We start from the raw sequence: 10,923 nt of genomic DNA on the forward strand, positions 1-10,923 counted from the left end.
ATCCCATCCCGAACTCAGCAGTGAAACGATGCATCGCCGATGGTAGTGTGGGGTTTCCCCATGTGAGAGTAGGTCATCGTCAAGATTCATTTGCGGAACCCCAACTGCGAAGGCAGTTGGGGTTTTGTCTTTTCGCCTCTGAAAAACTCTGATTCGTTTCCTATGCATCATGGGCGTGCGTGGCTATCATGCGTGCCTCATTGTCAGGCGATATCTACATGATGACCTTGTTAAAGCTCCTTGCTGATGGCGAGTTCCACTCTGGACAGGTTTTGGGTGATGTCCTGGGTGTTAGCCGAAGTGCCGTCTGGAAGAGGCTTCAACAACTTGAAGCTGAGTTGGGTGTTGAGGTTCATAAAGTGCGTGGCCGTGGTTACAGGCTCGCAACCCCCATCTCGCTTTTATCCCCGACGGCTATCGCGGAAATGAAGCTCCCGTCTGACTGGTCTCTCCATGTCGCAAGCTCAACCGATTCGACGAATGCCGAGGCGGTTCGTCTGATCGGTTCGGGTGAGTCTATGCCTATGCTGGTGTTGGCTGAGCGGCAAACGGCAGGTAGAGGGCGGCGTGGCCGAAAATGGGTGAGTCCTTTTGGAGAAAACCTGTATTACAGCCTGGCGCTGCGGATTGACGGAGGGATGCGTCAGTTGGAGGGGCTTAGCCTCCTCGTGGGTCTGGCTGTCATGCATGCTCTGCGTGATTCGGGGGTCAAGGGGGCAGGGCTTAAGTGGCCTAATGATGTTCTTGTCGGGCGGCGCAAGATTGCAGGCATCCTTCTTGAATTGATTGGTGATCCGGCGGATGTGTGTCATGTGGTGATTGGTATCGGAATCAACGTCAATATGCAGGTTTCTGCAGATGTGGATCAGTCATGGACATCCGTGCGCCTTGAAACGGGGGCTCTCTGTGATCGGAATCATTTGGCTGTTCGTGTGAGTCAAAAGCTCGAGGCTTTGTTGCTCTTGCATAAAGAACGTGGGTTCGCGGCTTTTCAGGCTGAATGGGAGCAGGGGCATTTGTGGCAGGGGTGTGCCGTCACATTGCTCTCGGGGGCAGAGGTGGTCGAGGGTATTGTCTTGGGTATCGATGGGCTTGGTGCGTTGCGCCTGGATGTGAATGGTGCTGAGAGAAGCTTTAGTGGTGGTGAGCTTAGCCTGAGGTTACGCGATGATACTTGAACTCGACTGTGGGAATAGCTTCATCAAGTGGCGTGTCATAGGGGTAGGTGGGGTATCGCTGTTTGCGGGTGGTGTCGTTGATTCGGATGAGGCACTGCTGGAGCATTTGAGTCAGCTTTCAGGGTTGAGATTGAGCGCTTGTCGGCTGGTCAGTGTCCGTAGCCCGGAGGAGACCGAAAAGCTGGTTTCTGCCCTTGCCCAGGGCTTTTCTATCCAGTCTGTCTGTGCGGCTCCTGCCCAGGAGCTGGCGGGCGTTACAAATGGCTATGACGATTACGAGCGGCTTGGCCTGGATCGCTGGCTCGCAGTCGTAGGGGCTTATCATGTTGCCGGTAAAGCTTGCCTGGTCATTGATCTGGGTACTGCTGTGACCTCTGACTTTGTCGATGCAGAAGGTCGGCATCTTGGTGGTTTTATATGCCCTGGTATGCCGTTGATGCGCAATCAGTTGCGAACTCATACGCGGCGTATCCGATATGACGATGCTGCTGCCGAGCGTGCCTTGGTCAGCTTTGTTCCCGGGCGTGCGACCTCAGAGGCGGTTGAGCGTGGTTGCTCCTTGATGCTGAGGGGGTTTGCCTTGACGCAGGTAGAGCTTGCCAGGAGCTACTGGAAAGATGATTTTTGCGTCTTTGTTACAGGCGGTGATGCTGGGTTGGTCGAAAGTGTGATTCCTGGTGTTCGAGTCGTACCTGATCTGGTATTCGTTGGCTTGGCTCTGGCCTGTCCGTTGCGCTGAGGTTTTTATGCGTTGGCTATTTCTTCTGTTGTTGATGCTGAATGCTTTTTATTACATCTGGCATCAGCAGGAGGCTCCTCTTCGTGCCAAAGAGGTCCTTCCTTTGTCTTTGTACCGTGCTTCTCAGCAGGATATCCAGTTGCTTAGCGAGTCCGATCTGGGGCGCTCTTCGCAGGGTGGCGAAACCAGCTGCCTCTACTTGGGGGGATTCGTGCGCCAGGAGGATGCCCGGGCTGTTGAGCAGCGTCTTAACAGTCTGGATATACAGTCTCAGTTTCAGCCCCTTCTTACGGGGGGCGTTAACGCTTACTGGCTTAAAATTGCTCCTGAAAGCCGACGTCTTGTCGGTGATGGCGTAGTCAATCAGATGCTCCAGGATTTTCCTCAATTAAAAAACAAAATAATGTCATGCGAAGGCATTGCAACTGCCGATTAGTTTGCATAGAATGGCGCCCGCTTCGCAGCGAGGTGTAAATCTCGCAAACGATGCGATAGTGGTCAACGTATGTAACCTCAGGTTTTTAATGAGAAAAAGGTTGACAGAAGGGTAGCATGAGTTGAGAATGCTGCCTCGCTTAGGAGGGGTTCCCGAGCGGCCAAAGGGATCAGACTGTAAATCTGACGTCTACGACTTCGAAGGTTCGAATCCTTCCCCCTCCACCATATTTAGCGCGATCTGCAAAATTGCGCGGGTATAGTTTAGTGGTAGAACCTCAGCCTTCCAAGCTGATGATGCGGGTTCGATTCCCGCTACCCGCTCCATGTTTGTGGTTCATGCGAAGTGTTTCGCTCTTGTAGCTCAGTTGGTAGAGCACACCCTTGGTAAGGGTGAGGTCAGCGGTTCAAATCCGCTCAAGAGCTCCATTGTTAAAGGCAGATATGAAAATATCTGCCTTTATTTTAGGTGGTAGCGCTTTCAGTGCGTTTCGCCTAATGCCTTTGGGTTTGTCGGTGCTTTGCTGGCACGCTCAATAAGGTGTTGAAAAACTTCTGTCGGGTCCGCATAATGGTCGGCCTGATTTTGTTTTAGGTCAGTAGCTCAATTGGCAGAGCGACGGTCTCCAAAACCGTAGGTTGGGGGTTCGATTCCCTCCTGACCTGCCAGATTTCCTAGATGTAATCTGGCTTTCTTTTCACAGGATCTCCGTAGATGAATCCCAAGGCTGAAGCATCAGACTCTCGCTTTGACTCGCTGAAGTGGCTCTTGGTAGTCGCTCTGGTTGTCGTGGGTGTTGTCGGTAATCAGTATTACTCGGCCTCACCGATCCTGTATCGCGTTCTCGTGCTTTTGGTGATTGCTGCTGTTGCTGCGTTTGTCGCTCTTCAGACTGGCAAGGGCAAGGCATTTTTTGTTCTCGCAAAAGAAGCCCGCGCAGAGATCCGTAAAGTCGTATGGCCTACTCGCCAAGAGACCACGCAGACCACATTGATTGTGGTGGCTGTTGTGCTTGTAATGGCGTTGCTGTTGTGGGGGCTTGATTCCCTGCTCGGCTGGCTTGTTTCCTTGATAGTTGGCTAAGGGTGTCCCGTGGCTAAGCGTTGGTACGTAGTGCATGCTTACTCGGGTTACGAGAAGCATGTTATGCGCTCTCTCATTGAGCGTGTGAAGCTGGCAGGCATGGAAGATGGCTTCGGCGAAATTCTGGTTCCCACTGAAGAAGTGGTTGAGATGCGTAATGGCCAGAAGCGCAAAAGCGAGCGTAAATTCTTCCCTGGTTATGTGCTTGTCCAGATGGAAATGAATGAGGGTACTTGGCACTTGGTCAAGGACACTCCTCGCGTGATGGGCTTTATTGGTGGTACTGCTGATAAGCCTGCGCCAATCACCGACAAGGAAGCAGAAGCGATTCTGCGTCGTGTTGCTGATGGTAGCGATAAGCCGAAGCCGAAGACATTGTTCGAGCCGGGTGAAGTTGTTCGTGTCACCGATGGTCCGTTCGCTGATTTCAACGGCACGGTCGAAGAAGTTAACTACGAAAAGAGCCGCATCCAGGTGGCAGTGCTCATTTTCGGTCGTTCTACTCCGGTAGAGCTAGAGTTCAGTCAGGTCGAAAAGGCATAACTGAGCTGGAATCCCATACCCCGCAGCCCAAGGCTGTGGGGTTTTTTCGTCACTGGGATATACGTGTAAGTAGCCGGGGAGCCTTGATTGGCGTTTGAACCCGTAATTGGAGTGCCTCATGGCCAAGAAGATAACCGCGTACATCAAGCTGCAAGTGAAGGCCGCTCAGGCTAACCCAAGCCCACCCGTTGGTCCTGCTCTGGGTCAGCACGGTGTGAACATCATGGAATTCTGTAAAGCATTCAACGCCCGTACTCAGGGTCTTGAGCCAGGCTTGCCGACTCCAGTGATCATCACTGTATACAGCGACCGTAGCTTCACTTTTGAAACAAAAAGTACCCCTGCCTCGGTTCTGCTGAAGAAAGCTGCAGGTTTGACCAGCGGCTCGGCTCGCCCGAACACCGTTAAAGTTGGCACCGTGACTCGTGCTCAGCTGGAAGAAATCGCTAAAGCAAAAAATGCGGATCTGACTGCAGCTGACATGGAAGCGGCCGTGCGTACTATCGCCGGTTCCGCTCGTAGCATGGGCCTTAACGTGGAGGGTGTGTAATGGCTAAGTTGACCAAGCGTCAAAAGGCAATCGCTAGCAAGCTTGAAGCTGGCAAGGTTTATAACTTTGTTGATGCTGCTGCTCTGCTGACCGAGCTGTCCACCGTCAAGTTCAGCGAGTCTGTAGACGTTGCTGTTAACCTGGGTGTTGATCCTCGTAAATCCGACCAGGTTGTTCGTAGCGCCACTGTTCTGCCGCACGGTACCGGTAAAACCGTACGTGTTGCTGTCTTCACCCAAGGCCCTGCTGCTGAAGCAGCTCTGGCTGCCGGTGCTGATCGCGTTGGTATGGACGATCTGGCTGCTGAAATGAAAGCTGGCGATCTGAACTATGACGTCGTTATTGCTTCTCCTGATGCAATGCGTGTTGTAGGTCAATTGGGTCAGGTTCTGGGTCCACGTGGCCTGATGCCTAACCCTAAAGTCGGTACCGTTACTCCTGACGTCGCTAGCGCCGTCAAGAACGCGAAGGCTGGTCAGGTTCGTTATCGCACCGACAAAAACGGCATCATCCACACTTCCGTTGGCAAGGTCGGTTTCGACGCTGTCAAACTGAAGGAAAACGTTGAAGCTCTGATCGCTGATCTCAAGCGTATCAAGCCTGCTTCCTCGAAAGGTATTTATGTCAAGCGCGTTACCCTGAGCACCACTATGGGCCCAGGTCTGGTCATCGATCAGAGCTCTCTGGACGCGTAAGACGGACGTAACACATTTTTGTGTTACTAAAGATTGGGGTCCCTGCCTGGCGGGGGCTATCCAAGACCGTAGGCGGCGAAAGCCTTAAACCTCAAGCCTACGCAGATGGTGCTCCCGGTTCCTTACCGAATCAGACACCAAAACGACATCCGGCCCTGGCCAGATGAAACGGTAACAAGCAGGAGTTAAACCCGTGGCAATTAAACTCGAAGACAAGAAGGCCATCGTCGCTGAAGTCAACGAGGCTGCCAAAGTCGCTCTGTCTGCTGTCGTGGCTGATGCCCGTGGCGTGACAGTTGGCGCGATGACCGGACTCCGTAAAGAGGCCCGTGAAGCTGGCGTTTACGTACGTGTCGTACGTAACACCCTGCTCAAGCGCGCCGTTGCTGACACTGAATACAGTGTCCTCAACGATGCGTTCACTGGCCCGACCTTGATCGCTTTCTCCAATGAGCATCCTGGCGCTGCTGCGCGTTTGTTCAAAGAGTTTGCTAAAGGTCAGGACAAGTTCGAGATCAAGGCAGCTGCGTTCGAGGGCAAGTTCCTCGCAGCAAATCAGATCGACGTACTGGCAAGCTTGCCGACCCGTGACGAAGCAATTTCCCAGCTGATGAGCGTGATTCAAGGCGCTACCAGCAAATTGGCTCGTACTCTGGCGGCTGTTCGCGACCAGAAAGAAGCTGCTGCAGCTTAAGGCTGAGCTCTTTTTCTCGCGTATTTTTGTTTATTTCGATGGTCGCGTAGGCCGTCCCCCAATTCAGGAATTAGATTCATGTCTATCTCTCAAGACGATATCCTCAACGCCGTAGCCGAGATGTCCGTTCTGCAGGTTGTTGAACTGATCAAAGCTTTCGAAGAGAAATTCGGCGTAACTGCTGCTGCCGCTTCTGCTGGTCCAGCTGTTGCTGTTGCTGCTGTTGAAGAGCAAACCGAATTCAACGTCATGCTGACTGACGCTGGCGAGAAGAAAGTTAACGTTATTAAAGCAGTTCGTGAACTGACCGGTCTGGGCCTGAAAGAAGCCAAGGCAGTCGTTGATGGCGCTCCAGCAATGGTTCTGGAAGCAGTAGCAAAAGACGCTGCTGACAAAGCCAAAGCTGCTCTGGAAGAAGCAGGCGCCAAAGTCGAGCTGAAATAAGCATCGATTTTGAACGTCCAGCCCAAGCGTTAAGCGAAAGGCTGATGGCTGGTGGCTTTTGCCACCGGCCTTTTTCCGTTACGGACGATTGGCATTGCCAGCGTTCCTAACGTGCAAGTACCACCAAGAAGGGTGGCGCAAACCAAGGGGTTTGCACGATTTTCTGGCTGCTTCCGTCGGGATGGAGCCAAACAAGCAGGTGACCAAGCTGGGGAACGCTGATGGCTTACTCATATACTGAGAAAAAACGTATCCGCAAGGACTTTAGCAAGTTGCCGGACGTAATGGATGTGCCGTATCTACTGGCCATTCAGCTGGATTCGTATCGCGAATTCCTGCAGGCGGGAGCGACCAAAGATCAGTTCCGCGACGTCGGTCTGCATGCAGCCTTCAAATCCGTTTTCCCGATCATCAGCTACTCCGGCAATGCTGCGCTGGAGTATGTAGGTTATCGCTTGGGCGAACCGGCATTTGATGTCAAAGAGTGCGTGCTGCGCGGTGTGACTTACGCTGTACCTCTGCGAGTCAAGGTCCGTCTGATCATTTTCGACAAAGAGTCGTCGAACAAAGCGATCAAGGACATCAAAGAGCAAGAAGTCTACATGGGTGAAATCCCCCTGATGACTGAGAACGGTACCTTCGTAATCAACGGTACCGAGCGTGTAATCGTGTCCCAGCTTCACCGTTCGCCAGGCGTATTCTTCGACCACGACCGTGGCAAGACGCATAGCTCCGGCAAGCTGCTGTACTCCGCTCGCATCATTCCTTACCGCGGTTCGTGGCTGGACTTCGAGTTCGATCCGAAAGACTGTGTATTCGTCCGTATCGACCGTCGTCGCAAGCTGCCCGCTTCCGTACTGCTGCGCGCTCTCGGTTACACAACCGAACAAGTGCTCGAGGCGTTCTACACCACCAACGTTTTCCATGTCCGTGGCGAGAGCCTGAGCCTGGAGCTGGTGCCTCAACGCCTGCGCGGTGAAATTGCCGTTCTGGATATCCAGGATGGAAACGGCAAGGTGATTGTCGAGCAAGGCCGTCGTATTACGGCTCGCCACATCAACCAGCTGGAAAAAGCCGGTATCAAAGAGCTGGACGTGCCTCTGGACTATGTTCTGGGCCGTACTACAGCCAAGGTCATCGTGCATCCGGCAACTGGCGAAATCATTGCTGAATGCAACACCGAGCTGAACACCGAGCTCCTGGCGAAAATCGCCAAGGCTCAGGTTGTCCGGATCGAAACGCTGTACACCAACGACATCGATTGCGGTCCGTTCATTTCCGACACATTGAAGATCGACTCCACCGGCAACCAACTGGAAGCGCTGGTCGAGATCTATCGCATGATGCGTCCTGGTGAGCCGCCGACCAAGGATGCCGCTGAAACGTTGTTCAACAACCTGTTCTTCAGCCCTGAGCGCTACGATCTGTCCGCTGTCGGCCGCATGAAGTTCAACCGTCGTATCGGTCGTACCGAGATCGAAGGTTCGGGCGTTCTGTGCAAGGAAGACATCGTTGCGGTCCTCAAGACCCTCGTTGACATCCGTAACGGCAAAGGCATTGTCGATGACATCGACCACCTCGGTAACCGCCGTGTTCGTTGCGTAGGCGAAATGGCCGAGAACCAGTTCCGTGTGGGTCTGGTTCGTGTCGAGCGTGCTGTCAAAGAACGTCTGTCCATGGCAGAAAGCGAAGGCTTGATGCCTCAGGACCTGATCAACGCCAAGCCTGTCGCAGCGGCAGTCAAGGAGTTCTTCGGTTCCAGCCAGCTTTCCCAGTTCATGGACCAGAACAACCCGCTTTCCGAGATCACTCACAAGCGTCGTGTTTCTGCTCTCGGCCCAGGCGGTCTGACTCGCGAGCGCGCCGGCTTTGAAGTCCGTGACGTACACCCGACTCACTACGGTCGTGTATGTCCGATTGAAACACCGGAAGGTCCTAACATCGGTCTGATCAACTCCCTGGCCGCCTATGCCCGTACCAACCAGTATGGTTTCCTTGAGAGCCCGTACCGCGTTGTGAAGGAAGGCCTGGTCACCGACGAGATCGTGTTCCTCTCTGCGATCGAAGAAGCCGACCACGTCATTGCACAGGCTTCGGCTGCAATGAACGAGAAGCAGGAACTGATCGACGAGCTGGTTGCCGTTCGTCACCTGAACGAATTTACCGTCAAGGCCCCTGCCGACGTAACCCTGATGGACGTTTCGCCCAAGCAGGTAGTTTCGGTTGCTGCTTCCCTGATCCCGTTCCTCGAGCACGACGACGCCAACCGTGCGTTGATGGGTTCGAACATGCAGCGTCAGGCTGTACCAACCCTGCGTGCCGACAAGCCGCTGGTCGGTACCGGTATGGAGCGCAACGTTGCTCGTGACTCCGGCGTTTGCGTCGTGGCACGTCGCGGCGGTGTGATCGACTCGGTTGATGCCAGCCGTATCGTTGTTCGCGTTGCCGATGACGAAGTCGAAACAGGTGAAGCAGGTGTAGATATCTACAACCTGACCAAGTACACCCGTTCGAACCAGAACACCTGCATCAACCAGCGTCCGCTGGTCAGCAAGGGTGATCGTGTTCAGCGTAGCGACATCATGGCTGATGGCCCGTCCACCGACATGGGTGAATTGGCTCTGGGTCAGAACATGCGCATCGCGTTCATGGCCTGGAACGGCTTCAACTTCGAAGACTCCATCTGTCTGTCGGAGCGCGTGGTTCAGGAAGACCGTTTCACCACGATCCACATCCAGGAACTGACCTGTGTGGCGCGTGACACCAAGCTTGGCCCAGAGGAAATCACCGCAGACATCCCGAACGTGGGTGAAGCTGCGCTGAACAAGCTGGACGAAGCCGGTATTGTTTATGTGGGTGCCGAAGTCGGTGCTGGCGACATCCTGGTCGGGAAGGTCACTCCGAAAGGCGAGACCCAACTGACTCCGGAAGAAAAACTGCTGCGCGCTATCTTCGGTGAGAAAGCCAGCGACGTTAAAGACACCTCCCTGCGTGTACCGACCGGTACCAAAGGTACTGTCATCGACGTTCAGGTCTTCACTCGTGACGGTGTTGAGCGTGATGCTCGCGCTCTGTCCATCGAGAAGTCCCAGCTCGACGAGATCCGCAAGGATCTGAACGAAGAGTTCCGTATCGTTGAAGGCGCTACTTTCGAGCGTCTGCGTGCTGCGCTCGTTGGTCGTGTAGTAGAAGGCGGTGCCGGCCTGAAGAAAGGTCAGGAAATCACCGATGAAGTCCTCGACGGTCTGGAGCATGGGCAGTGGTTCAAACTGCGCATGGCTGAAGATGCTCTGAACGAGCAGCTCGAGAAGGCTCAGGCTTACATCGTTGATCGTCGTCGTCTGCTGGATGACAAGTTTGAAGACAAGAAACGCAAGCTGCAGCAAGGCGATGACCTGGCTCCGGGCGTTCTGAAAATCGTCAAGGTCTACCTGGCAATTCGTCGTCGCATCCAGCCGGGCGACAAGATGGCCGGTCGTCACGGTAACAAAGGTGTGGTCTCCGTGATCATGCCGGTTGAGGATATGCCGCACGATGCCAATGGCACGCCGGTGGATATCGTCCTTAACCCGTTGGGCGTACCTTCGCGTATGAACGTTGGTCAGATTCTCGAAACTCACCTGGGCCTCGCAGCCAAAGGTCTGGGCGAGAAGATCAACCGCATGCTGGAAGAACAGCGTAAAGTTGCTGAACTGCGCAAGTTCCTCAACGAGATCTACAACGAAATCGGTGGTCGTCAGGAAAACCTGGAAGACCTGTCCGATCAGGAAGTACTGGATCTCGCGAAGAACCTTCGCAATGGCGTTCCGATGGCTACTCCGGTCTTCGACGGCGCGAAAGAGCGTGAAATCAAGGCCATGCTCAAACTGGCAGACATGCCGGAAAGCGGCCAGATGCAACTGTTTGACGGTCGTACCGGCAACAAGTTTGAGCGCGCTGTAACCGTTGGCTACATGTACATGCTGAAACTGAACCACTTGGTGGACGACAAGATGCACGCGCGTTCCACTGGTTCTTACAGCCTGGTTACCCAGCAGCCGCTGGGTGGTAAGGCGCAGTTCGGTGGTCAGCGTTTCGGGGAGATGGAAGTGTGGGCGCTGGAAGCATACGGCGCTGCGTACACTCTGCAAGAAATGCTCACAGTGAAGTCGGACGATGTGAACGGTCGTACCAAGATGTACAAAAACATCGTGGACGGCGATCACCGTATGGAGCCGGGCATGCCCGAGTCCTTCAACGTGTTGATCAAAGAAATCCGTTCGCTCGGTATCGATATCGATCTGGAAACCGAATAACACGTGACGCGAATCGGGAGCAGGGCTATATGGCCTGCTCCCTGCTCCGCCAGGAGGGAAAGCCTTGAAAGACCTACTGAATTTGCTGAAAAACCAGGGTCAAGTCGAAGAGTTTGACGCGATCCGTATCGGTCTCGCGTCGCCTGAGATGATCCGTTCGTGGTCGTTCGGTGAAGTTAAAAAGCCGGAAACCATCAACTACCGTACGTTCAAGCCTGAGCGTGACGGCCTGTTCTGCGCCAAGATCTTTGGCCCGGTCAAGGATT

The 10,923-nt window shown here is 54.0% G+C and carries 11 protein-coding genes, 4 tRNA genes and 1 rRNA gene; all 16 read left to right on the plus strand.

What is annotated here, in order from left to right:
• Positions 1 to 85 (plus strand): 5S ribosomal RNA (rrf, locus tag ACIPY9_RS24240); the annotation flags it as partial.
• Between the two features lie 133 nt (positions 86 to 218).
• Entirely contained in the window at positions 219 to 1,178 is a 960-nt protein-coding gene (birA, locus tag ACIPY9_RS24245) for a bifunctional biotin--[acetyl-CoA-carboxylase] ligase/biotin operon repressor BirA (RefSeq protein WP_400707705.1), read from the plus strand.
• Positions 1,168 to 1,917, plus strand: a complete 750-nt coding sequence (locus ACIPY9_RS24250; RefSeq protein WP_400707708.1) for a pantothenate kinase — start codon at positions 1,168 to 1,170, stop codon at positions 1,915 to 1,917. Before birA ends, ACIPY9_RS24250 begins: the two co-directional genes overlap by 11 nt.
• Before the next feature lie 7 nt (positions 1,918 to 1,924).
• The gene (locus ACIPY9_RS24255; RefSeq protein ID WP_400707711.1) at positions 1,925 to 2,353 is read left to right on the plus strand and encodes a hypothetical protein; all 429 of its coding nucleotides are present in this window, start codon (positions 1,925 to 1,927) and stop codon (positions 2,351 to 2,353) included.
• A gap of 142 nt (positions 2,354 to 2,495) precedes the next feature.
• Positions 2,496 to 2,580 (plus strand) — tRNA-Tyr (locus ACIPY9_RS24260).
• A 25-nt stretch (positions 2,581 to 2,605) separates the two neighbouring features.
• A tRNA-Gly gene (locus tag ACIPY9_RS24265) sits at positions 2,606 to 2,679 on the plus strand.
• 26 nt (positions 2,680 to 2,705) lie between these two features.
• A tRNA-Thr gene (locus tag ACIPY9_RS24270) sits at positions 2,706 to 2,781 on the plus strand.
• 164 nt (positions 2,782 to 2,945) lie between these two features.
• A tRNA-Trp gene (locus tag ACIPY9_RS24275) sits at positions 2,946 to 3,021 on the plus strand.
• A gap of 46 nt (positions 3,022 to 3,067) precedes the next feature.
• Positions 3,068 to 3,436, plus strand: coding sequence for a preprotein translocase subunit SecE (secE, locus tag ACIPY9_RS24280; protein WP_400707714.1), 369 nt, complete (start codon positions 3,068 to 3,070; stop codon positions 3,434 to 3,436).
• 9 nt (positions 3,437 to 3,445) lie between these two features.
• Positions 3,446 to 3,979: a transcription termination/antitermination protein NusG gene (gene nusG, locus ACIPY9_RS24285; protein ID WP_025262062.1), complete on the plus strand. Its 534-nt coding sequence runs from the start codon at positions 3,446 to 3,448 to the stop codon at positions 3,977 to 3,979.
• A 118-nt stretch (positions 3,980 to 4,097) separates the two neighbouring features.
• Complete coding sequence (rplK, locus tag ACIPY9_RS24290) at positions 4,098 to 4,529, plus strand: 50S ribosomal protein L11 (RefSeq protein ID WP_400707717.1); 432 nt, start codon at positions 4,098 to 4,100, stop codon at positions 4,527 to 4,529.
• Positions 4,529 to 5,224, plus strand: a complete 696-nt coding sequence (gene rplA / locus ACIPY9_RS24295) for a 50S ribosomal protein L1 (RefSeq protein ID WP_400707720.1) — start codon at positions 4,529 to 4,531, stop codon at positions 5,222 to 5,224. The genes rplK and rplA overlap by 1 nt, the downstream gene beginning before the upstream one ends.
• Before the next feature lie 193 nt (positions 5,225 to 5,417).
• Positions 5,418 to 5,918: a 50S ribosomal protein L10 gene (gene rplJ / locus ACIPY9_RS24300; RefSeq protein ID WP_400707723.1), complete on the plus strand. Its 501-nt coding sequence runs from the start codon at positions 5,418 to 5,420 to the stop codon at positions 5,916 to 5,918.
• Between the two features lie 78 nt (positions 5,919 to 5,996).
• A complete protein-coding gene (gene rplL / locus ACIPY9_RS24305; protein ID WP_400707726.1) occupies positions 5,997 to 6,362 on the plus strand; it encodes a 50S ribosomal protein L7/L12 in 366 nt (121 codons plus the stop codon).
• 221 nt (positions 6,363 to 6,583) lie between these two features.
• Entirely contained in the window at positions 6,584 to 10,657 is a 4,074-nt protein-coding gene (gene rpoB / locus ACIPY9_RS24310) for a DNA-directed RNA polymerase subunit beta (protein WP_400707729.1), read from the plus strand.
• Positions 10,658 to 10,721: 64 nt separating this feature from the next.
• A partial coding sequence (locus ACIPY9_RS24315) for a hypothetical protein (protein ID WP_400707732.1) occupies positions 10,722 to 10,923 on the plus strand: 202 nt, incomplete at its 3' end.

The sequence above is a fragment of the Pseudomonas sp. NPDC089734 genome (genome assembly GCF_044748865.1).
Classification (GTDB): domain Bacteria; phylum Pseudomonadota; class Gammaproteobacteria; order Pseudomonadales; family Pseudomonadaceae; genus Aquipseudomonas.

Coding starts and splice junctions, on each gene's coding strand:
- birA (WP_400707705.1), top strand. CDS start 219: ATGATGACCTTGTTAAAGCTCCTTGCTGATGGCGAGTTCCACTCTGGA.
- ACIPY9_RS24250 (WP_400707708.1), top strand. CDS start 1,168: ATGATACTTGAACTCGACTGTGGGAATAGCTTCATCAAGTGGCGTGTC.
- ACIPY9_RS24255 (WP_400707711.1), top strand. CDS start 1,925: ATGCGTTGGCTATTTCTTCTGTTGTTGATGCTGAATGCTTTTTATTAC.
- secE (WP_400707714.1), top strand. CDS start 3,068: ATGAATCCCAAGGCTGAAGCATCAGACTCTCGCTTTGACTCGCTGAAG.
- rplK (WP_400707717.1), top strand. CDS start 4,098: ATGGCCAAGAAGATAACCGCGTACATCAAGCTGCAAGTGAAGGCCGCT.
- rplA (WP_400707720.1), top strand. CDS start 4,529: ATGGCTAAGTTGACCAAGCGTCAAAAGGCAATCGCTAGCAAGCTTGAA.
- rplL (WP_400707726.1), top strand. CDS start 5,997: ATGTCTATCTCTCAAGACGATATCCTCAACGCCGTAGCCGAGATGTCC.
- rpoB (WP_400707729.1), top strand. CDS start 6,584: ATGGCTTACTCATATACTGAGAAAAAACGTATCCGCAAGGACTTTAGC.